13 protein-coding genes are annotated in these 24406 nt (G+C 42.1%); all 13 read right to left on the reverse strand.

Annotated elements, in window-relative coordinates; genetic code table 11:
* Positions 1-131 precede the first annotated feature (131 nt).
* Entirely contained in the window at positions 132-1778 is a 1647-nt protein-coding gene (locus Q1A18_RS07270; protein WP_299578277.1) for a RagB/SusD family nutrient uptake outer membrane protein, read from the reverse strand.
* A gap of 33 nt (positions 1779-1811) precedes the next feature.
* Positions 1812-5168 carry a TonB-dependent receptor gene (locus tag Q1A18_RS07275; RefSeq protein WP_299578278.1) on the reverse strand — a complete coding sequence of 1119 codons (3357 nt, stop codon included), beginning with the start codon at positions 5166-5168 and terminating at the stop codon, positions 1812-1814.
* 148 nt (positions 5169-5316) lie between these two features.
* Entirely contained in the window at positions 5317-6318 is a 1002-nt protein-coding gene (locus Q1A18_RS07280; protein WP_299578279.1) for a FecR family protein, read from the reverse strand.
* 76 nt (positions 6319-6394) lie between these two features.
* A complete protein-coding gene (locus Q1A18_RS07285; RefSeq protein ID WP_299578280.1) occupies positions 6395-6988 on the reverse strand; it encodes an RNA polymerase sigma-70 factor in 594 nt (197 codons plus the stop codon).
* A 461-nt stretch (positions 6989-7449) separates the two neighbouring features.
* On the reverse strand, positions 7450-8313 hold the full coding sequence (locus tag Q1A18_RS07290) for an endonuclease/exonuclease/phosphatase family protein (protein ID WP_299578281.1): 864 nt from the start codon (positions 8311-8313) through the stop codon (positions 7450-7452).
* A 91-nt stretch (positions 8314-8404) separates the two neighbouring features.
* Positions 8405-10180, reverse strand: coding sequence for a RagB/SusD family nutrient uptake outer membrane protein (locus Q1A18_RS07295; protein WP_299578282.1), 1776 nt, complete (start codon positions 10178-10180; stop codon positions 8405-8407).
* Between the two features lie 27 nt (positions 10181-10207).
* Complete coding sequence (locus tag Q1A18_RS07300) at positions 10208-13510, reverse strand: TonB-dependent receptor (RefSeq protein ID WP_299578283.1); 3303 nt, start codon at positions 13508-13510, stop codon at positions 10208-10210.
* 366 nt (positions 13511-13876) lie between these two features.
* Entirely contained in the window at positions 13877-15334 is a 1458-nt protein-coding gene (locus tag Q1A18_RS07305; protein ID WP_299578284.1) for a hypothetical protein, read from the reverse strand.
* Between the two features lie 94 nt (positions 15335-15428).
* Positions 15429-17159, reverse strand: a complete 1731-nt coding sequence (locus Q1A18_RS07310) for a hypothetical protein (RefSeq protein WP_299578285.1) — start codon at positions 17157-17159, stop codon at positions 15429-15431.
* A 179-nt stretch (positions 17160-17338) separates the two neighbouring features.
* Complete coding sequence (locus Q1A18_RS07315) at positions 17339-18421, reverse strand: DUF5007 domain-containing protein (RefSeq protein ID WP_299578286.1); 1083 nt, start codon at positions 18419-18421, stop codon at positions 17339-17341.
* A gap of 199 nt (positions 18422-18620) precedes the next feature.
* Positions 18621-19259 carry a fasciclin domain-containing protein gene (locus Q1A18_RS07320; protein WP_299578287.1) on the reverse strand — a complete coding sequence of 213 codons (639 nt, stop codon included), beginning with the start codon at positions 19257-19259 and terminating at the stop codon, positions 18621-18623.
* Between the two features lie 36 nt (positions 19260-19295).
* Positions 19296-20834 (reverse strand): RagB/SusD family nutrient uptake outer membrane protein, encoded by a 1539-nt coding sequence (locus Q1A18_RS07325; RefSeq protein WP_299578288.1) that lies wholly within the window; start codon positions 20832-20834, stop codon positions 19296-19298.
* Between the two features lie 20 nt (positions 20835-20854).
* Positions 20855-24283 carry a SusC/RagA family TonB-linked outer membrane protein gene (locus Q1A18_RS07330; protein WP_299578289.1) on the reverse strand — a complete coding sequence of 1143 codons (3429 nt, stop codon included), beginning with the start codon at positions 24281-24283 and terminating at the stop codon, positions 20855-20857.
* Between the last annotated feature and the right edge of the window lie 123 nt (positions 24284-24406).

Consider the following 24406-nt stretch of genomic DNA (forward strand, 5'->3'; position numbering starts at 1 on the left):
TCTGTAAAAGGGCGGTTTTCTGTTTCTTTGGATTTTATAAAAACAAGGATCAATCGAGCACTACTTTGGCAACCACCGGCTGATGATCCGAAGGGTATTTCTGGTCATTTACTCTGAACATTAGCCTATGGTCAATAATTTGGATTTTGAACCATGGCCCCTTGACTCAAGTCCATTTGAGTTTGAGGAATGGGTTGATATTCGTGTTTCCCCGCTACAAATGCTGCATTGGCTAAGTGAGAGCGAAGCTGTTTTTCAGTTTCGAAATAGCTATTCATCACTTCGTCAGCAATACCCCACCGAACAAGGTCAAAGAACCGGTGCCCTTCGTGCGCAAACTCCAGACGACGCTCTGTGCGCAAAGCCGCTAAAGCTGCATCTTTCGATCCGAATGCAGTTTGATAACTGTCAATGACATAGTTGGCTGCATCAGCACTGCCATCCATCGTTTTGACATACATGCCATCGCGGGCACGTTCCCGAACCATATTGATATAAGTGCGGCCTGTTTCAAGGTCATTGGTTTCGATAGCTGCCTCAGCACGCCAAAGGAGTACATCTGCATAGCGAATGATGTAGTAGTTGACGGCTGTAATGTATGGCCATACCGCCAAATAATGAGGGGAGTTAGTTGACAGTAGTCGCTTTTTTGTAATATGGGGTCCGTATACCGAAGCTTCACGTGGTGTCCAGTCATAAACCTGAATATCAAAAAACGGAATACCGTGGCGGCCTAATGTGTGATCAAGTCTCGGGTCAATTGGATCAGCGTCTTCAAGCATGGTATTATCGTAAGCTGGCAAGCCATTAGCATCAGTTTTAAAGGCATTGACCAGGTTTTGGGATGGACGAAGGAAGCCATAGCCTGCATAAGGGCCTCCGGGAGACATTAAGCGGTCTCCGATAGAGCCATTGTAGTTGCTCGGAGAACCATCATTAATTGAATACTGGATCGCAAATACAATCTCTGGCCCATTGTCATTATCTGGCAAAAAGACATCGCTGAAGTTGGTCATCAGGCTATACTTTTGCGATTCAATGACATCATCGGTTTCAGTAATCACATCATCCCACTTTTTCTGAAACAGATAACATTTGGCCAAGTAAGCTTTTGCAGCCCATTTTACCGGACGTCCGGGCTCAGTTTGCTCTCCGGGAAGTACTTGGGCCGCGGCTTTAAAATCATCTTCAATTTTTGCCCATTGTTGTTCGTTTGTTAAATCAGAATTTGAAAGAGCATAGAAATCTTCCTTGGTAACAACCGTTTCGTCAATGTAGCAAATATTGCCATAGATTTTTTTGGCTTCAAAATGATAATGCCCTCGCAAAAAGCGCATTTCTGCCAAACGTTGCTCTTTTAATGAGGCGTCAAACTCTTCGCTTTCATTCAAGAGACGAATGGCCAGGTTGGCACGACGAATTCCTTCATAAAGGGCTAACCATTTACGCTCGATGTCTTTAACGGTTGGGTCGGTTGCAAAAATCTCCATTAGGTGAATTTGGTTTTGGTCACCAGTACCACCACCACCTTTATAAGCATCATCGGAAACAACATCGCCAAAACTCCAGTTTGATGCTGGAGAATTGTATGCATTCGAGGCTTCGTCAAATTGTCCATTTAAAACAGAGTAAGCTGAAATAACAGTCTTTTCAACATTCTCTGGTTTTAAAATCTGATCGGGTGAAAGCTCTCCAATTGGGCTTTCCTCCAGGAAGCTATCACTACAACTACTTAAAAGGAATACGCTTAGAATCAGAAAATATATAATTCGTTTCATGATAATTTCTTTTTATGGTTCACTGATTAAAGATTAAAATCCAAGGTTTACACCAAAGGTGAATGTTCGGGAAGGAGGATATAATCCACGGTCAACACCAATATCCAAGTTGCGGTGTTCCGAGCTATAGTTTTGTAAGCCGACTTCCGGATCCAGTCCATCGTAGCCAGTGATGGTAAATAGATTTTGGATTTGAACGTAAACACGGAGCTTACTGCTGTTGATACGTGATGCCAGCTTATCGAATGTGTAGCCAATCGTTAGGTTTTTCAGACGGACATAGGAAGCATCAGAAATGTAATAGGATGAAGGACGGATGTTGTTGTTGGTATCATCCAACGATAGGCGAGGAACTGTTCCGCCTGTGTTATCTGTACTCCAGGCATCGTGCACATGGTCCAGCTTGTTGTAAGCCGAAAGGTTGAAGAAATCTCCGTAGTAACGGGTTAAGTCCCAAACTTCGTTGCCAAAACTGCCATTAAAGAATAAGGCCGCATCCAGATTCTTGTACTGGAATCCAAGATTCAATCCTAGAGTAAAATCAGGATGTGGGTTCCCGATAAAACCACGGTCATCTCCATCTAAAACGCCATTGTCATCGGAGTCCTCAAATTTCAGGTCACCAGGCTTGGCATTCGGTTGAACCTTATGGGCATCAATTTCTGCTTGATCTTGGAAGATTCCCAAGCTGCGGTAGCCATAGAATGAAGAGATGGGCTGACCAACTTCAGAACGAGAAGTTTCCTGATCGAAGTTTACACTGTGCAGGTAGGAGCCTGGCAAAGCGATGAAGTCAATGTCATCAGGCAGACTGGTCAATTCATTTTTAATGTGAGCGACATTTAGGCTGGCATTCCATGAGAAATCGGCTTTGCGAACACTTTGGTAGTCGATCAACAATTCAATCCCTTTGTTTTCCATTTCACCCACATTGTCCCAAACGGTTTGGTTGGTACCACCAGCAACCGGAGGAAGAGGACGCTCCAAAAGTAAGTCTTTGGTTTTCTTGAAGAAGTAATCGGCAGTAACACTTAAACGGTTATCAAAGAATCCCAAGTCTAATCCAATGTTGGTTTGGGTCGTTGTTTCCCATTTTAGATCGGCATTTCCGTTCCTACTTTGAGTAAAACCGTTGTAAACAGAACTTTGTGCTCCGTCAATCGCGTAGTTTGAATGATTTGGGTTGGTGTAATAACTTTCAATTGTGGCGTAAGGAGGAACATCCTGGTTCCCGTTTTGTCCCCAACCTAAACGTAACTTCAGATTATTTATGGTGCCTTTGTTGAAGAAATCTTCTTCACTGATTCGCCATCCGGCAGAAAGAGCCGGGAAGTTCCCCCACTTGTTGTTGCCAAGTTTTGAAGAACCATCACGACGGAAGGTGAATGAGAAAAGATAACGACTGTCGTATGTGTAATCGGCTTTTCCAAAATAGGAGGTCAAAGAGGAGTTTAAGCCACTGCCCGAGTTCTTCTGAGTGCCGCCATCTCCTGCATCCAGGTACCGGAAGTTATCTTCTTCATACGGAAAGCCTTCACGCGAAGCGCTGTTTATTTCGTAAGTTGATTCAATGGCTTCCATCCCCCCTAACAGATCAATTTGGTGCTTGTCGTTGATTCGGGTGCTATAGGCAATCGTATTGGTCCATATCCAATCAAACTTCCAGCTACTGGTTGTTGACAAGGTGCTAATGGTGCTGGGGTTGTGCGCTCCTGTTTCCTGAAACTTAGGGCTGAAATTTCTCCGGTAATAATTGGAGTAGTCGGCACCAAAGTTTGTTTTTAACGTCAGGCCCTTAATGATTTCCAGCTCAGCATAAATATTTCCAAAGAATTTAAGTCGTTTGTGGGGATTATCCTGGTTATGGAAAAGTTTGGCGTAAGGATTTCGGATGTCACTTAAAAAGGCTCCGGCAAAGTTGCCATCCAAATCATAAACAGGAGCAATCGATGGGTACTTGTAAGCATCGTAAACCACACTACCCAAAACACTGTTCGTTTGCGCTTGGTTGGACCACGAGTGAGATAACGAAAGGTTTTCGCCAATTGTCAATCGGTCAAAGAAGCGGTATTCTGAATTGTAGCGGGCGTTTATCCGTTTAAAATCGGTGAATTTAATAACTCCTTCCTGATCGAAATAACCCAAAGAGAATGATTGGTTGGAATTGTCTCTTCCGTTGGAAATACTTAGGTTATAAGATTGAACCAGCGCATTTTGCTGAATTTGGTCTACCCAATTTATATCGGTTGATGGCACCAGGCTATTTTCATCTAAAAACGTTGGGATTGTTGGTGTAGCGCCCGTTCCGTAAACATCACTTACAGGTGTCTTTCCATCGTTTTTGTGGGCTTCCCACAGCAGGTCGCCATAGTCTTTTGCATTCAACGGATTCAGTTGCTTGGCTGATGATTGCACTCCCCAGTAAGCATCGAAGCTAACACGAGCATCCCCTTTTTCTCCTTTTTTGGTCGTAATGATAATCACCCCATTGGCAGCCCGCGAACCATAAATAGAAGCTGACGAAGCATCTTTCAAAATTTGAAGTGATTCGATGTCATTGGGATTGATCATGTTAATGCCTGATTCGACAGGGACTCCATCGATAACATATAGCGGATCATTGTTCCGAATTGTACTGAATCCCCGAACCCGAACAGACACGCCTCCACCTGGAGCATAATCCCCAACGACATTAACTCCGGCCATTCGGCCTTGAAGCATCTGATCAACCCCGGCTACTGGTGTGCCGCTCAAATCTTCAACGTCAACGGTTGAAACAGCTCCGGTTAAATCTGCTTTTTTGACCGTGCCATAACCAATTGCAACGACTTCTTCGATGCCAATAGTTTCGTCTTGCAAAACAACATTGATTGTACTGCGTCCGGCTACTGACACTTCTTGTAGCTGCATTCCTACAAAGGAGAAAACCAAAACAGCCTCTACCGGAACATTGGGTAATTCGTAAAAGCCTTCACCGTCGGTGATGGTTCCGCTTGACGTGCCTTTAACCATAACAGTCGCTCCGGGGATAGACTCTCCGGAACTGTTGGTCACCGTCCCTCTTACCGGTTGTTGTTGAACGGTTGTTTTTTCAGTGATGACTACATTCTTGCCAACAAATTCAAATTGGTAGCCATTGGGACTCAAAACTTCGTCCAATATTGTTTCTACAGTCGCATTTCTCACTGAAATATTAATATTCCTTTCGTCATTTAAGAGATTACTGGGAACAAGAAAACCAATACTGAGCTGATTCTCAATCTCTTCAAAAACCTCCGTCAGACTAACGTTTTCAAAACTCATAGTTATTTTGGCGGTTTGTGAGTTGCCGGTATTGGCTTTGGCCAACATGGCTGAAATCAAAATTAAAAAGACAACTAAACGCATCATGAGATACCATTTTTTCAAGTAACAACGGGATATTAACCCGTAGAATACAGATTTTTTTTTCATAATTTTGTCCTATTATTTTTTATTAAAACTCAAGGGATTGGTAGTCCCTTATTCCAGCGGGCAATATTGGTAGTATTGCCCGTTTTTATTTCAAATAGATTAAGTCGGGCTCTGGAAACCTTTCTTTTCGTTCAACTTCCATCGGAATTGAAATTTTTAGCATTTTGATGACTTCGCCAATAGAGGTCTCCCGGTGTATGGTCCCGGAAAAACGATAACTATCGGCAAGTTTGGTGTTTTGATAGATAAACTGGACATGATAGATTTTCTCCAGTTGCTTGGTTATGTTTCCAAGAGTTTCGTCCCTGAAAATTATTTTTCCATCTTTCCAGGCAACATAAAGGTTCGTATTTACTTCGCTAATAGTAACGGTGTTCTTTTGTGTATTTAGTTCAAGCATTTGATTCGGTTGCAGCAAGTATTTTTTTCCTGAATTGGGCTGAAATTCTACCTGCCCTTCAACCAAGGTTGTTTGATAGATTGGTGCTCCCTGTTGGGCTGAAACATTGAACTTGGTTCCGAGTACTTTTATTTGAGCCAGATCTGTTTTTACAATAAATGGTTTGTCGGTCTGCCGGGTAACATCAAAATAGGCTTCTCCATTAAGTAAGACTTCCCGTTTGTTGGCATTGAATCCATTATCGTAGTCCAGGGTAGACCCCGGACGCAGGCAAACCATGGTTTGATCCGGAAGTGTGACAATTGAGTTGGCGTAGGGAGTTGCACGAATTGAAAAATCCTGCTTGGCCGTTTGATTTTGTTTTTGGTAGAAAAAGTGAGAGCCCCACCAACCAAGGTTTAATACCAGAAACGCAATTGCAGCATACCGAAGAATGAAAAAGGAGTTGAACCTTTGGGCTTGGTTATTTTTTCCTGTTTGCCGAGGCTGAATCTTTTCCCAAGTCTCCGAAAAAGGGACTGCCGGCTTTTTATCCGCCGCTTGCCCAGACCAGGACCAGAGTTTATGAAGATCAGCAAATTCATGGGCATTTTTATCATCATCGAGCCATTGGTCCAGTTTTTTTAGTTCATCCTGGCTGGCCTGACCTTGAAAAAAACGTGCTATGATTTCGTGAATATTTCGCATTCGTTGAATGTGTTTGTTATAAAAACACGAACTGGAGGTTGAACCCTACATGGATTTTGAAGAAAAATGGATTTTTTTAGGACAGACTTAAATAAAATAAAACGGGGAGTTTGGGGGCTGCTTCTTTTGAAATCAAATAAGGAGCAAGTTCTTCCCGGAGCTGCTTGATCGCTCTTGTTATATTGGCTTCAACAGCTTTGATTGAAATATCCAATACAGCAGCAATTTCTTTGTTGCTTAAATCTTCGAAGCGACTTAATTGAAAAACTTTTTTGCATTGTGGACTCAAGCCCTGAATGGCTTGTTGCACTTTTTCAAAAAGTTCGTGGTAAAGCAAAATATCTTCGCCTGTCTTTTCAAGCAGTTTATGACTGATTGAGTTGATTAGGTATTCCGGTTGATCTGTTGTTTGAAACTGTTTTTTTCGCTGCCGAATAACATTCAAACTTCGATTGCGCACCAGAATGAAAAGATAGTTTTTGATCTCATCGTCGTTTTGCAAATGGATTTCGTTTTCCCAAAGTTTGATGAAAGCGTCCTGAACGACGTTTTTGGCATCTTCTTCATGATACAAAAAACGTTGGGCAATGTCATAGTAAACGTGGAAGAAACGATTGTAAATCGTTTCAAACTCATTTTTTTGAAGTGGTTTTAGTTTTTTGTTAGCCATATAGCAAGCAATCTTTACAAAGCTATGAAAAATATTATCGTCCTTTTTCTGCTTTTAAACAAGCCTGTTGTTAGCAATACTGAATTTCGGTTTAAGATATCCGCTTCATACTAAATATAAGAAAACAATGTTAACAACCCGCAAACAATGAATGACTCAAAACTAAATACTGAAGTTTGCCTTAAGTTTAACTCAATATCAAATCTGTATAATTAGGTAATAACGCCCTCACTCATTCATCCAGAGCTGTTTGTTCTGTAATAAGAGCAATTACTTTAAATGCGCTTCGCTCTTATTGATGCTATATATCGCTTGCATTTGCACTAAACAAGAAATCACAGATTAACAGAAAAGATGGAGTAATGACTCTTCCAAGGCACTTCTAAAACAGCTATCAACAAAAAAAACCGCCTCTGTAAAAGGGCGGTTTTCTGTTTCTTTGGATTTTATAAAAACACGGATCAATCGAGCACTACTTTGGCAACCACCGGCTGATGATCCGAAGGGTATTTCTGGTCATAGCTGTCTGTTAACACGCCGTAAGACATCACGTTAACATCCTCACTAACAAAGACGTAATCAATTCGATTGTTCATTGGGGCATCAAACTTGAAACTATTGAAGGTTCCTACCGGGCCATAAGGAGGCATTTGAGTAACCGCATAGGTATCGTTCAAGTAGCCGCTAATGGTTTGAATCTGCTCCGTTTCAGGAGTTGAATTTAAATCACCCATGAAAATAATGGTCCCATCACCCGCTATTTCCTTCATCTTTTCAACAACCAGAATACCGGACTGACGCTGCGCCTCAACGGCCTGGTGATCAAAATGCGCATTGAAAACAAAGAAGGTCTTTGCCGTCAGTTTGTCTTTAAACTCACCCCAAGAACAAATCCGTCGGTGCTTGGCTTCCCAGCCGTAAGAGGGTTCTTCAGGTGTTTCGCTCAGCCAAAAATCACCACTGTCAAGCAACTCGAAACGCGATTTCTTATAAAAAATTGCGGAGTGCTCTCCGGCCTGCTTACCATCATCGCGCCCCACTCCTGTAAAGGCAAATTCCTGCATTTCCAACAGGTCATTCAGTTGCCCAATTAACCCTTCCTGCGTACCAAAAATATCAAACTCATGGTAGCGAATCAGCCCTTTCACTTGTTCCTTTCGGTTTGGCCAGGCATTTTCGCCATCATTTGGCGTATTGTAGCGGAGGTTGTATGAAGCAACAATCAGCTTGGTTTCAACTTGATTGGTATCCGATGTGGTTTGTTTGCCATTGCATGCAGCAAAAGCCAGCATCACAAAAATTGAGAAAAGAAATTTTATTTTCATTGTTATAAATTATGAAGAACGAATGGGTTCATTTCCATTCGTTCCTGTGGCTATTCAATCCGTTCTTTTCCGTATTAAAAACCCATTTCGCTTACTCCCATCCTGGGTTTTGTTCCAAGTTAGGATTCATCAAAACATCATTCTCCGGAATGGGATAGTAATAATTCCGATCGTTCCAAACGCGTGGAATGTTATCCAACCAAGTCAATTCTCCCGAGGTTCCGTTGGTCAGACGCTGTGGGTTGGGCTCACCATTGATCGTCTCCCCCACCTGCACAAATTCATACGAAACATCGGGCAGTGGATTCGGAAGTTGTTCAACAAAGATAACATCATCAATCCCATCTTCATTCAAATCCATCGGAACATTTAATGCCGGCACATAAAAACCACGCCAATTCATTTTCATTAGCTCTCCGCGTTTCCATCGCACTAAGTCGTTGAAACGAAAGCCTTCCATAACCAATTCAATAGCCCGTTCTCTTCTGACTTCCAATATTACCGGATCACCAATTTCCGGAAAGTAGTTTGTTTGCAGGTACGAATCAATCTGAGAGGGCAACTGATCAAGCCCTGAAGTAATGCCCGCACGTGCACGCAAAGCTCCAATGGTCATTGCCCAATCAGCATCGTTAAGAGTTCCCAGCTCAGCTTTGGCTTCGGCGTAATTTAACAACACTTCGGCATATCGGAAAATGGCCACTGAATTGTCATTGTAATCTCTCAAATCATAATAAGTATCATCCAAAACCCATTTGATCGGCTGGTAGCCCGTCAGCACATAACCGAAGGTTGGTGGCGCCGGAATAATTTGTCCGCCATGCACCCGCGTGTAATCACCCAAGCGAATGGTCTGTTTCAAACGCAAGTCCCGTTCTTTTACTTCTTCCCAGAAAGGCTTGGTTTCATAACCGGCTTCAGCCGTAAACGCTGTGCCATCCAGGTTCAGGTAGGTATTCACAAAAGTTCGGGACAAGCTTGACTTAACCCCGTAGGTAGGACTGGTATATTTCCAGTTGGCCGCATGCAGAATACCTAATTCCTGGCTCATAACCACGGCCAGCATCACTTCGGTATTCACCGGGTTTGTGCTTACAAACAAGTTGCGGTAAGCCATGTCGGCATCCCCGGAACGATTCAGTGCATAGCCTGAATGGTCAATAACTTCCTTGGCAGCAGCGGCAGCTTGCTCCAGCCAGGCATCAGCCGAAGTTTGAAGTCCCAGTTCGGTATGGTACTTCCGGAAAGTTCCTTCGAACAGGCAAATGCGTGCTTTAAGCGCATAGGCCACCCATTTGGTAATGGTGCTGCTAGAGGCATCACTTTCTTTGCTGATGTTTGTGCAGGCATAGTCGATGTCTGCCAGCACCGAGTCCATCACCAGTGTCCGGGAATCTCTTCCGGCATAAAGCAATTCCGTGTCATTGATGTCCGGTACTTGGCTGATCCATGGAACATCGCCAAATCGCTTAACTTTTTCGAAGTAGAAAAAAGCCCGGAAAAAGCGCGCCAACCCCATGTAGTGTTCACGAACCTCCGGAGCAACGGCTTCATCGGTATTGTTTTCAATGAAGAAATTAATATTCCTCAAGTCAGACCAATTCCATTCCGATGCCTGGTTTGGGCCATAGCTGTTGGTGAGGAACTGGTTAATGGAATTGCTGGCAATAAAGTCAGACATGTCATCGCCCAGGTAAATATCCTGAGCGGATGGAAGGATGTTATAAAATGAGTTAGAGTACAATTTGAGTCCAGCCTCGGTGTTAAACACGGGCTCTTTAGAAACCTCGGCTTGCGGCAGTTCCACCATTTCGCATGAAGTCAGCAGCAAGACAAACAGCGCTATATATAAATTGAAATACTTCATCGTTCTATTTTTATTTTTCATTAATTACTAGAATGTTGCTGAAATTCCGAAGGAAACTGTTTTCAACATGGGATAATTCAGCACGTTTCCGCTTCTGCGTCCACTTCCCGATGTTAATTCCGGGTCTGACCCTCCGATATTCTCCACATCAAAATCTTTGGTTGTGCGGTACAAAGGCGACCAGGACCAAAGGTTTTCGCCCGACAGGTAAACCTTGGCTGACGACAGGAAGGAGATTTGCTGCATCATGCTTTTAGGCAGGTTGTAGCCCAGTTGCACATTCTTCAGCCGGACGTAAGCAACATTCATCGTATACCGGGTTTGTTTCTGATTGAGCTCTCTTCCCCAACCAGCAACATAGCCGCGGTAGCGCGGAAGAAAAGCGTTCGGATTACTCTCCGACCAAATGTTATCCAGGTGCCACTTAGGCATGTTGTTGTAAGGGCGGTTGTATTGGCCCCAAAAGTGACTGGCCTCGGCATCGGGCCACCAATCCTGCTTGCCAACTCCTTGGAAAAATCCGGAGAAAAAGAAGTTGTTCCAGTCACCGCCCAGGTTCAAACCAAAGGTATAGCGAGGACTTGCATTCCCGATCACCTTCAAATCGCCCGAATCGCCAACCCGGTTTTGACCAATATTGATTTTTCCATCGTTGTTCAAATCCTGAAACTTGATGTCACCAGGCAAAAGAATATTGTTGGATGAAACCCGAATATAGGATTGATCGGCATGAGCCTGAATTTCGGCCTCACTTTGGAATAAGCCTTCAGTTACAAATCCCCAGATCTCGCCAAGCTCCATGCCTTCATAATAGTCCGACAGCAACTTATCCGGGTTGTTAAATTTCGTAATCACCGATTTATTGTCGGCCAGGGTGAAACGCACATTGTAGTTAAACGGCTTGGCGGCTAACTTAAACTGATCGCGCCAGCTAACAGTCAATTCCCAGCCTTTGGTTTCCATATCGGCATAGTTGCCCTTAGGCACGCTGGCTCCAAATACTGCCGGAACCGGTAAGCCACTGGTATACATATCGGTTGTTTCCCGCTTATACACATCGGCTGTAATGTTTAGCTGATTGGAAAAAAAGCCCAGGTCCAGACCAAGGTTTTTAGTGGTTGCCGTTTCCCAGGTCAATCCTTCCGGAATCACATTGGGCTGTGACGTAACCGCTGGTCGTGTTCCGTTGATTACGCGTCCCAGTTGCGAAATATTAAAAAGTTCGATGTAGGAATAAGGCGAAACATTACCATTTCCCAACGAACCGTAAGAGGCCCGCAATTTTACGTTCGAAACTTTTTCATCATCCAGGTTCCAGAATGATTCTTCAGAAATACGATAACCGACAGAAACCGAAGGGAAAAAGGCCGTTTGCTGGTCGGACGGAAATTTAGAAGAAGCATCCAAACGACCATTGAACTCCACCAAATACTTGTCTTCGAAACTATAGTTTAACCGATAAAACTGACCGGCAACACGCCACTTATTATAACTTCCGTCAGTAGCAATATTTTCCCCAATGGTCAAAGCTATATTTTCGGCATCCTCAAACAAAATTCCATTCCGTTGCCCTGAAAATGACTCATAGGTACTTTCTTCATAGTTAAAGCCAGTCATAACTTTCAGGTAGTGCTTTTCGTTGAAGGTGTTTTCATATTCTCCATAAATATTGGAGGCCAGGTAGTGCGTATCAGCACTAATCCGACGAATATCATTGGTTGTTGTTCCAACATAGTTCACAACACCTTCCTGCCGGCTGTAAGGTACTTGTATCCGTCTTCGTTTCTTAGATTGGTTGTTGGTTGAAAAGGTAAAATCGCCTCGAAGACGCAATTTGTTATTGAGCAAACTGGCCGTTAAGCCGGTGGTGTTTTTAACAAACGTCCGCTCACTGTCCTCGCCGTTTTTGCCGTAGTACATGTCTCCTACCGTATAAGCCCCGGCATGAGTCAGCGTTCCATCCGGGTTCAGCATGGGTGATGTGGGGTGCCCTTCGTCGGCAATGTTTCGCCAGATACCGCCACCTTCACCAACATTCAGGGGTTGGTGGTATTTTTGCTGCGAGTACTCGGTATTGTTATCCAGCGTTAGCCAGTCCGTAATTTTAATGTCTCCCTTCGCTCTGAAGTTATAAATGGAATAATCATCAGAATTATACCGAAAGAGGCCTTCCTGATCATTGTAACGGCCAGAAACATAATAGCTCACTTTTTCGTTGCTTCCTGAAACTGAAATATTCTGATCCACTGAAGTCAGCTTATCTTTATACAACAAACCGTACCAATCCGTACTTCCATAATAGACATAGTTCCCATCGCTGTCAATTTCGTAGTCAGGCAAATCGGGGTTCTCCGAGCGCCTTTTCAGCTCTTCCAGATAGGCCAGCGAAAAAGCCTGGGTTTTATTAATCGAGGACGGAATACGGCTGTAATCATTGTAAGCATTGTAGCCCTCACTGAACCACTTGGCATAAGTATAACCATCTGTAACAAAATCGGGCACAGCGGTAGGAGATTTAATTCCGTAGTTCATGGTGTAATTCACAGCAACCTTCCCGCTCTCAGGTTTCTTCGTTGAAATAAGAATCACCCCGAAGGTTCCACGGGCTCCATAAATGGCTGCAGAAGCGGCATCCTTCAATACGGAGATATTTTCGATATCATTTGGATTCAGCAAACTGGGGTCTCCCTCAACTCCATCAATCAGGATTAAGGCAGAACCTCCCTGCCCTATGGAAGAGGCTCCGCGAACCTGATAACTGGCACTCCGCATTGGCTTTCCATCAGCCAAATTGATGGTCAGGTTGGGAACGACACCTTGTAAGGCCTGCGTTAGGTTATTAACCGGACGGTTGGTCAAGGTTTCTGAACTAACTTGCTCAACAGCACCTGTCAGATTCACTTTTTTCTGAGTACCATACCCCACAGCAACCACTTCTTCGATACCAATAGTTGCATCCGCCAGACTAACATTAATCACGACTTGGTTACCCACGGCTACTTCCTTTGTTTCCATCCCAACGAACGAAAAAATCAAGATAGCATCAGCAGGTAGATTGGTTAAAGAATACTTCCCGTCAAAATCTGTAACCGTCCCCTTGGCTGTTCCTTTTATAACGATTGCGGCACCGGGTAACCCTACTCCGGAAACATCCGTCACCTTCCCGCTAATCGAGCGAACCGGTTGATTCGTTTGTGAATAGCCGTTTAACGCAATTGCTTGCATTACTCCGAGCAGCAAAAGCAAGCCTGTTAGTTTCACCCTCACTAGAATTTGGCCCGACTTCCCTGGAAGAGAAAATCCGGCATGAATCTTCTTGTTTTTATTCATACTTTTGAATTGTCTTGATTAAATAATTCATTTATTTGATCTCAAACCCGAAGGGCGCGCAGGCCTTTCAGGTTTCCTTTTTCTGGCGGCAAATCTAGACCAGCCTTGTTACAAAAAGATTACAGCGAAATTAAGTTTGAACTGTTTTCTGATTCCCTTGAATTATTGAAGCAGATTCCCACACTAGTTTATAAAAGAAAAGGCCGCCCATTAAAAAATGAACAGCCTTAAATTTCTAAAAAGAGAAATGCGTTACCCCCAAAGACCTGAAGCAAAGAACGTAACTAATGCAAACTGAAATAGCCAGATCTCATTTGCAGCCTCGAATATGGGGAACAAGAGCAGGTGAAGTAGGTATTTCCTCAATTAATTCTTTTCAATTCTTATCTCTGCTTTTGAACGATCCACCTCCATTCCATGCTCATTAAACCAGCTAAACAGGTCTTTCCCCATAGCCATGCTTAATAAAGCAACGGTATTATTCATATCATACTTGGTTATATTCTCTTTGGTAGCATGCTTTCTCTTTAGTCTAAAATAATCCGCTAAAAAGTCGGGATTTTCGCTTCTTAATTGCTCAAAAACCCAGTACGTTTTTCCCCAATGAATATTATTCTTTGCTCCCTTATCTAATTCATCGCCTGTTCCAGTCAGGTTGCCACGAATATCATAGTTCTTCATTGACGGATCATGTTTCAAAGCTCGTTCAATTGTTCTTTGAATACGCCGCATACCTTCTTCCTCATAGCCCATGTCCATCATCACCAAGTTACCAACATAGGTTGCTATTGGCTCATTCCAGACTTCAGCAAAAGGAAGCACCCAAGAGTGAACAGATTCATGCGTCAAAAATTCAATCATGCTATCTTCCCGTTCAGGAAAGCCTCCCCACCAAACGGCCAGGGCTACTACTTTTCCACTTGAAAACCCACCACCGCCAGTTGCTAGCAATGTGATCTGAGAAGCCATCCCAGGGGATAATGAAACTCCCATTCGATTTTCAATATAGGGAAATGATCGTTTATATACATCCACCATGCTGTTAGCATATGGTTTCATATAATCGTTAAAACTCAAGTTGAAAGTTCCGTGATCTTCATTGTATTCTAACTGATCAATTCCCCTTCCATGAAACTCTTTTTCCTCATCAACTTTTTTACCTGAGACTATATCCTTTAACAATGGACGCCAAATAACCTTATTAATGGAATCTCGCGCACTGGGATGATTTCCAGCTAACGCCCTTGAAGAAACTAAAAGAGTACCTTTCCCAACTTTTCTTTTTGCCATTACGGGTTGCTCGGCAGCATCCTGAACAAGAATATCCCAGCGATTGGATTGATCCAATTTAAATATTGCAGCCCCTTTGCCTTCTACTGTTTCTGCTTTTACTTTTTCAGTGGCAGCTAACGGGTACTGAGCTGGCCCTGTGCAAGAAGCTCCAAAAATATCAAGCAGCTTGTTTTGCGAAATACCATTCTCAGTTCCCATAATAACCACTCCGCCACCTTCAGTGAGAAAATCCTGAATTGTTTTAATATCTTCATCCGTATATTGCAGGCGATCATCACAACTCAGCAGGATCAACAGGTTTGCATTGGAAAAATCAAAGTTATACAAGTTGCACCAGTTGGTTACTCCTTTCCCGTCAGGCAGGTATTGCTGATGAAAACGGTTATCGGCATAAAATGAAAACTCATGCGATAAATCGGTTACCGCATGGACAACTACTTCTTCATTTTCAGCTTCTGCAGGCCCTTTACAAGAATACAGAACTGAAAAAATAGAAAATAACACTACTGTTGTTAATTTAATATAATTCATTAGAACAAAATTTTAATAGAGTGAACAAAGTCCTTCAGGTCAACCCTGCATCAATAACACTCGTCTATCTTTTAGTTTTTATATCGTGATTATCTTAGAGCTCTTCTTTGTAATCCCCTATCTTCTCTAACTTCACGACTCCCGCTTCAGACACTTCTAAAGGTGCTGCATTTAGATTGAAGATTTTTCCATTGAATTCAACCTTTTCCAAACGTTGTTTTTGCAAAGAAAGCCCTGCTGACCTCATAAATGGAAAAAGGTCTTCGCCTACAGCTATTGACATGTCTTCGACCATTTCCTCCCAAGTCAGGCGATGCATTGGAGTTTCTTTCCAACGCGTGTGCTGAACATATTTCCAGCGGGGATACCATGTTGGTCCATACCGGTCATCCAACTTCTGCCAAATCCACCAGGTCTTGGTCCAATCCTTGCCTTTTCCATACTTTTCTCTGAGTTTTTCATTCTCGTAATGGGTCACCAAATCAAGCTGATCTCCATTGGGGTCAAAATCAAAAAGACGATTACACTTCTTCACCGGATAGTCCCTTAGTCCTGTGTCAAACCAGGCATCAACTTTTCCCTGAAACCAACCCGCATGCGCTTCTCCGCGGTTTGGGACAGGAGTAATTCCGGCAACCTCTCCGTCATCATTTACCGGACCGTGCATCGTATGAGCCAATTCATGTGCAAATATGGAAATGATCCCCTTGGGAGAAAGGCTAATAATTCCATTCTCTTTCGGCTTATAGGCATTAACGGCCCATCCGCCACCACCACCTGATGATAAAACCAAGTACATTGGCTCCAAAGTAGGTTTCGAAGGCAACCATCCTTCAATCAATTCTTTTGCTTTTGGAACATCCTGATTGACAGTTTGAATCAATTCCGGTTTTTGATTTGCGGCATAAAAAAGAACAATATCACTAAACTGTTTTTCTAATTCCGGATAAATTCCACCACCGCCGCCATTAGCCATTGGATAGCGCGGCTCACCTCCTACCGGATCTTTTCCTGTTGCCGCTTCCTGCAGTAAAGAAACCAGCAAACGATCTTTTTCTGCTGCTTTTAATTCGTCGCCTTTGGTATTACTCAACAGTTCCTCATGGCCAACTACAATAACCTTTCCTTTGCCAAGCTGTCGAGAAGCTACTACAGGATTTCCCTTTTCTCCTTTAGCTTTTACTTCCCACTCGTTATTACAGGAAATAGTTGCATAAGCCACATCGCGATAGGCATCACTCTCTGACGTAAATTTAGCTCCAAATCGACTACTAAGCTGATTGAGCGACCACTCCTCAACCAACTTCCCTGCTGTTGGGGTAGTTCCAAAAATAATTAAGCCACCTCCTTCATTTACAAAACGAACCAATGCCTCTTGTTCTTCAGGGAGGTAATTTTGCGCATTAAGATCCGTTTGAGTAGTAATAATGACATTGTATTCGAAGTTTGGATACCACGCAAAAGGATAAATCTTCCGTGTTTCATCCCAAGGCATCCTTACACGGCATTTTCCATTTGCATCCAGCACCGAATTTAAAGCAGCTTGATTTCCGATTGCCCTGAACCCCTGATTGTTCAATCTCCGGGGCAAGCCCCACATCGTAGCAAACTTACACTGGTGGGCCAGGTCAATCATCACATTCAAGCCATTATCTTCAACAACTGGTTGAAGCGGTAAGGGATATTGCTTGGCAACTGACACTGGTAGAGTCTTCCCGGTCTGCCAATACGAATCAATTTCATCATAAGTCAACTGTTGTCCCTGACCGACGTTAGAATTCAACAGCAAAATCAAACCAATTAAAATGGAATATTTGAAAGTCATTGTAGGTAAATTTTGGTTAGTAGTAAAGATTATTAATGTCTGATGGGTTGAAGCTTTTTCCTTTCTTATGGCAATTTCTACCACTGCATTGTTTCACGTTTCTATTCTCCCGCCCCCTATCCGACATAAAAAAAAGCAGGCCTTACCTCCGTAAGACCTGCTAAAATTATCATTAAGGCTTACTCCAGTTTTTTAGAGTAAGGAATTCGCATCTTAATTTCCCAGCTTCCCGAGTCGTTGATTTTTATTCCCCAACGGATGTAGGCTTCACAAACAATCTCCCCGGTTGTTTCATCCACCTTATAGTCAGACCAATCCTGCTCACCATAATCCGCCTCATAGGCCTCTTTATCAACCGTAAACGCATCCTTGGTACTCAAATAGTACATCAACTCTCCCCAATTATTCCTTCCAAACTGAGGAAAGGGAGGAGCAGGAAGCGAAAAGGTCGTGCCTGTTTCATCTGTTGTTGTTTCCGTTGAATTATCATGAAAATTTTGATAGTAGCTTGCTCCATTAGGATAGCGAACTATTTTCTCTGGAGCAAATGGAGTATCATCGCTATCAGTAATTATCATCTTTACGCGAACACCTTGCTTTGGTTCTTCACTTGTTTTCTTAACCGCAAAATAAGGATCAGTTCCATTTAAAACTCCGGGAACCCTATCATCGTAATCATTCTTCAAATGAGAAGCAAAAAGAGCCTTTTTACTTCCATCCAACTTAATCAGATTATTCCTTACAATCATCTCTTTCGGAAACTCAACAGGTTTAAAATCCTCCAGCTTTACAATTACATAATCGTTTAGCTGACGTTCTCCCCTCACATTGGATACATTGACATCGAGAACAAAAATATTCTCATCGGCAGGAACAAATTTAGAAGCCTGGGTAAAAGCCATTTCACCGCTAACGTCATTAATCAGGATACTTGGTTTATCCGCCAATTCCAGTTTGGCCTCAGCCAAAGCAAGTGTGGTATCCGTATCCGGGTTAAATGATTCTTTCCAAATCAAAATCTCATGCTCTTCCTGTAGTGCATTTGTCGGATTTCCATTCTTATCTCTTATGCCTGTAATTTCCCAATGCATAGGATAAGTTGATCCTTCGACAGAAGGAGGCGCGGAAGTCATAAAAGTTCCACGCGGAACAAAGATTGTATCTTCCAAAGCATATATATTATCGCTAATATAGCCTACCTCGGGGGCCTCACAAGAGACCATAGCTGAAAGCAAAATTACTATATAGAATATCTTTTTCATTTGTTTATAATTTTTTACAGTAATCCCATTAACTGTGGAATAACTTCTACTTAAAAACATCTTCACATTTTCAAAAATTATCATCCTGGCTATTTCATGATCAAAAAAATAAAAGCGGCAACAACCAAGACTCTAACTCTCTCTTACCAAGACTCTTTAATTTATAGCAAACCCTTACAGGTATTCTCACCCCAAGTCGCTACTTCTTTTTGTGATTGAACAGAACATGAGTTCCTTGTAAAACATGGATCACGCCGTTTGTTGAAATAAGATTAGAGGTACGGACAATTATACGGGTATCATCTTCAATATTATCCCACTCATCCCATTCTTCTCCTTTCTTATACGTAAAATATACATACTCAGGCGGAGAGCTTAACTCATTGCTATACGAGTTAAGGTCTGGTTCCAACGAAATACGTCGTGTTTCTCCATTAACCGCAGTATAAATTTTTCCTTCCTTTGACATATCCTCACGAGCAATTTTTTCGGCAAATACATATCCCCCCATATACTTCTTCAGAGTATCCGTCGGAATATCATCAATCGTAAATTCTGCTAAAGGATCGGTCTCTCTTAATTCAGCAAGAACAGCATCAACATAATTTCGAACAGAAAGGTTATTCGCCACAAAAAGAGTTGTACTCCCATCAACTTCGTCTGCCAGTCCTGCTCGCTCCAGCAGTATCGCCATTGTATCCAGCTGAGGGTGAGATTTCAGGAATTTCATCGTTGACATGCCTACAAAGGAGTCACTAATTCCCCCATCCACAATGTAATCGTCTTCACATGAAAAAAGAACACAAACTACTGCTACTATTAATAACAAATTCTTCATAGCTATTTTAGTTATATTTTATTATCCAGTAATTAATTAAATCTTACCTCTCCAATACTCCGTTTGGACAATGGAAGGGTTATTCGAAATGATTGATGGAGAAATAGGCCAAAAATATCCACGCTTTTTGATCCGGTTGGTATTCATCCAGGAAACTCCTTCGTAGTAATAATCCATCCGAATCCGGTCAAAGCCGGAGTGCCCCTCTCCAACAAGCTCGATTGCACGTTCGTCAAACAGTGCTTTTAGTAGGCTTGCACGATCAGTTCCACCTGTATAGGCAGGAACTCCAGCTTTAGAGCGAATTAAATTTAAGTCTGCCACAGCAGCCGCTGCATTGTTCAGTTTTGCATTTGCCTCAGCACGAAGCAAGTAAACATCAGCTAAACGAAAGATCAAGATATTTGATTCCAAAAACTGCGAGTACTGATCTTCTGAATCCGGATCTTGTGATTGATGGGAATACTTCATCAGGAAGTCCTCATCGGGCGTACTGTAATCATAAAAGAAAAGGTCTTTCCGGACATCATTCTCCCGAGCTTCATCTTGAGCCATAAACTGATTTCCATAAAAGTCAGGATCAATAAAAGGTGATTTATTCGTATTCCTGTTTTTCCAAATAGGATAATTCAAGGTTAAGCCCGTAAAGGCATCATCCGCATTGCGCATCCGCATCGACTCGTTCATGTCTGAACTCCAATTAATTTCAAACAAGCCGGTTTTAGACTGTCCAATACACATTTTATTAAACCCTTCAACTCCCTCAGCCACATAATCAATTAACTCGACATTTCCATTGTCAATAACCGATGTAGCTGATGCAATACATTCATTCAGCATTTCCTGGTTATTATTATCCCGGCTTGCATACCACAAGGTAAGATGTGCTTTCAATGCTTCCGCACTTGCCTTATTAGCTGTTATCGCCCATCGGGGATCATCTGGGGTAGAATATTCCAAATTATCAATTGCCTTGTCGACAGCCAATAAAGCATGATCCAGAACATCTTTTTCAGGAGATCGGGGGATTTCTACAATAAAGCCATCTTCAGTTACCAACTGATCCGATGACTCTACAGACTCGGTTACGATTGGCACATTTCCCCATACCCGAGTAAGATAAAAATAGGACAAGGCCCGAATAAAAGCGGCTTCCCCAATAATCCGTTTTTTATCTTCAACTGAAGAAAAAAGCTCATCAGGCATCTCCTCAACATAGCTTTCAATTGTGACTGCCCAGTTCGCTGCCCGGTAAAGCTCTTTCCAGCTTTGTGAATATCCTCGATAAGGCAGGTTATAGTTTCCACTTCCTTCGATATAATTTGTGATCCAATTACGGCTATTCATGAAAGTCATTCCTGTAAACTCTCCCCAGAACATGAAATTTGATTGGACAGTTACAGCATACTTTAAAAGGCCATAGGCTCCTGCTAATGCTTGTTCGGCATTACTCTGGTTTACCCAGAATACATTTGGGTGGGTTATTGTTACCGGCTCTTGGTCTAACAAATCATTACAGCTCTGGCTACTAAGCAGTAGCATGAAAGCAATAAATATGTGTGTTATCTTTTTCATCGTATTCAATTTTTATTTTTTTAGAACTTAACATCAACCCCAAATGAGATGGTGGATGCCTGCGGATATCCATTACCATAAACGTGTCCTTTCGCATTAACCATGGTTGCATCAACCACCGCTTTTGACCGTTGCCATTGATAAGGATTAAGAACTGACAAGTATACTCTTAAACGAGAAAGCCCATAGTCGCGAATAAAACTTTTCTTATCAAAAGTATAACCAATAGATGCATTGGTAATTTTCCAGTAGTCACCACTCTCCAGCCATAAAGTTTGATTCCCTCTAAAACCATAAAAAGCTCCTAGACTTGGACTGGTAGGATAAAGGGCGGGGAAGCGAACTCCAGCAGCTCCATCTCCAGGTTTTTCCCAAAAGCTATGAGCACTTAAATCAGCCAATCCTGTTTTCGCCCAACCATCTCCTCCGCGATCATAGCGATCCATATAGCTATTAAGTACTGTATTTTTAATATCTGCCCCGAATGAAAACTGACTGTATGCTCTCAGGTACCAACCTTTATACTGAAGATTAATATTAAATGATCCTAAAAGGTCTGGAACGGGAGAATAGTCAGGCGCTAACTTCAAATCATGATCTTCATTGAGAATATAATCCCCATTTAAATCTTTCCAGATTGGAAAGCCCGGGCGAATTGCAGCCCATGCACCTTTTCCTGCCAAAGGCTCTCCTGTGTATGGATTTACCGGTAACTGAGACAAATCATCAATAATATAATCATTCAGAAACATTTTATACAAGTTAACCGGCAAGCCAACAACATAGCCATAGTCACCTCCAATATAATCTCTGTTTCCGCTCGGCAATTTACTGATGAAGTTCTTATTCTGAGATAAGCCTGAACTAAGTTCTAAACGCAAGTCATTATTCCGGGGAAAGACATGCCAGCGAACCATTGACTCCCAACCGTAATTAAGAATACCTGCAACATTTGCTTTTGCTTTATTGTAACCGGAGTAGGCCGGGAACCGAACATCAAAGAATAGCTTGTCGGTCAATTTATTGTAAGCATCAAATGTTACACTTAACCGTTGCTTAAACATATCCAACTCAAACCCCAGGTTCCATTGACGTGAATTCTCCCATGATAATTTATCATTTCCAATGCTATTATAATTCGGAACAACTCCAGTCACTCCGGCATATGAGGATGGGTTCATCTGATTGGCCCCAAAATAAGTTCCACTATACCCAAGTTGATAGCTACCAAACCTCAGGTAATTTTCGGGAAACTGTTTCCCATTAATCCCCCAGCTAAATTTAACCTTTGCAAAATCGACAAAGCTTTCTTTCACCAAGGCAAACCAAGGCTCATCAGAAATCACCCAAGCTGCTGAGAAGGAAGGGAAATGTGCCCAACGGACATCAACTCCAAATCGGGAAGATCCATCAATACTATAGCTCGCACCAACGATGTATCTTTTCTTATATTTATAACTTACCCGTCCAAAATATGAGATCATTGCATTGGAAGACAAAGAAGTAAAACCTCCAATTTCTTCTTGGGTATACCGATCATTCACTACTTGGATGGCATCACTACCAAAGCCAATGGCATTCAGCCCCATATCTTCATAACGGTTGTAATCAACCTTTTGCCCTAAAATACCGGTGAACTGATGCAATTCAGTATCTCTATAGTAGCTCAAATAGACATCTGAAGAAAGATTCTTTCGGGTATAAAGAGAATAACTGGCAAATCCATCTCCTTCGGTTCTTGTCGTTGACGGTTCATAAAAATTCTTCTTATTACTGTCATAAACAAAGGTCTGTTGCGAGTTTAAAGTAAGACCTTTAAAAAGATCCAAAGATGCAAAATTTGAAACTGTCGTAGTAATTGATTGATCAGTATTTAACTTCTCTTCCAATTCCCCCTGTAATGATGCTATCTTTTCATCCGTTACGTAAAACAGCGAAGAGTTCAATGAATTCGGACTAACTGGCAAGGCCGGATTTGCATAATTTGTGTATCTCCAAGGATTTCCCTGTCCTGTTTGCTGATCAGTGAATACAATTCGTGTATTTAACTGATTATTAAAACGCTTACCTACCTTGCTATTGATATTGGCCGATAAAGTATATCGATCAAACCCAGTCTCTTTTACGACCCCCTTATTATCATCATAACCTAGTGATATCCTATAGTTTGCCTCTTCAGACCCTCCTCTCATGCTCACATTATACTGCTGCTTAATACCTGACTGAAAAAACAGACTTTGATAGTCCATATTATTATTAAAAGCATAGTTCAAGCTGTCTGACAGCATAATTGGTAAATTATCTGACATTTGCTCGCCAGTTGTCCACCATTTTTGAACCATATCCATTTTGGCTTGTCTTTCAGCTGCCCCAATAAGCATTGCAACTCGATCAGGTTTAGGCTGAAATCCATAATTTGCAGTAAAAGTAAATTCAGGCTTAGCTAACGCTTTTCCTTTTTTGGTATTAATAATAATTACGCCATTTGCCCCTCTGGAACCATAAATTGCTGCTGCAGAGGCATCCTTCAAAATATCAATACTTTCAATATCCGTTGGGTTCAAGGATGCTAAGAAGTCCGTATTAGAAACATTATAACCGGCAAGGTCTTCCAATGAGGTCTGCACCCCATCTACAACGTAAAGCGGATTACTAAAAGCAGTATTCGCATTCAAATCGCCCGAAATACTTGTATTACCGCGAATTGTTAATGCCCCTCTGGCTCCGGGAGCTCCACTAAGTGTCACATTCTGTATTCCGGTTGTCTGAGTTGCAAGCAAGGCACTAACATTCGTTACAGGAATATTCTCCAGATCTTCACTACGAACACTTGTAACCGACGCTGTCAAATCTCTTTTATGTACCGATTGATAACCAATGGCAACCACTTCTTCCACGCCAATGCTTTCTTCTTCCATCATTACATTAATCGTTGTTTGGCGTCCAACTTTTATCTCCTGAGTCTTCATCCCGATGAAAGAAAATATCAAAACAGCATCTTCAGAAGAAACTGTAAGCTCATAATTTCCATCAACACTAGACACAGTCCCTTTAGACGTCCCGGCAACAGCAATGGTCACTCCAGGTAGTGCCCCCCCATCTTCGTCAGTTACTTTTCCGGTTATAACCCTGTTATTTTGTGTTAAATGCAAAGTCGAAAGAATGATGTGTCTCTCAGAAATCCGGTATTTCACGTTAGTGTCACCAAAAAGGACATCCAGCACGTCTTCAATACTGCGATTTTTAACATTAAGTTCAACTTTACGTTCCAGATCAATAGCATCTTTGTTATATACGAAATAGTATTCACTTTGATCCTCTATTTGAACCAAAGCATCAACTACCCGAACATTTCGAAGATCTAGTGAGAATTTAGCTGTTTGGGAATGAACCTGAAGTGCAAATGACTGCGCAATTCCCAACATAACAAACAAAATCGTAAACTTCATTTTCAATACAATTTTTCGGGGATGCCTGGCTTTTAGACAGCTACAGGCATAGAACCCTCTGTTTTTTTTCATACTTTTGAATTGATTTGTTAGTACTTAATAAATCGTTGATTTTTTCAAACT

Origin of the sequence: uncultured Sunxiuqinia sp. (assembly GCF_947495665.1) — a bacterium.
GTDB classification, from domain to species: Bacteria; Bacteroidota; Bacteroidia; order Bacteroidales; family Prolixibacteraceae; genus Sunxiuqinia; species Sunxiuqinia rutila.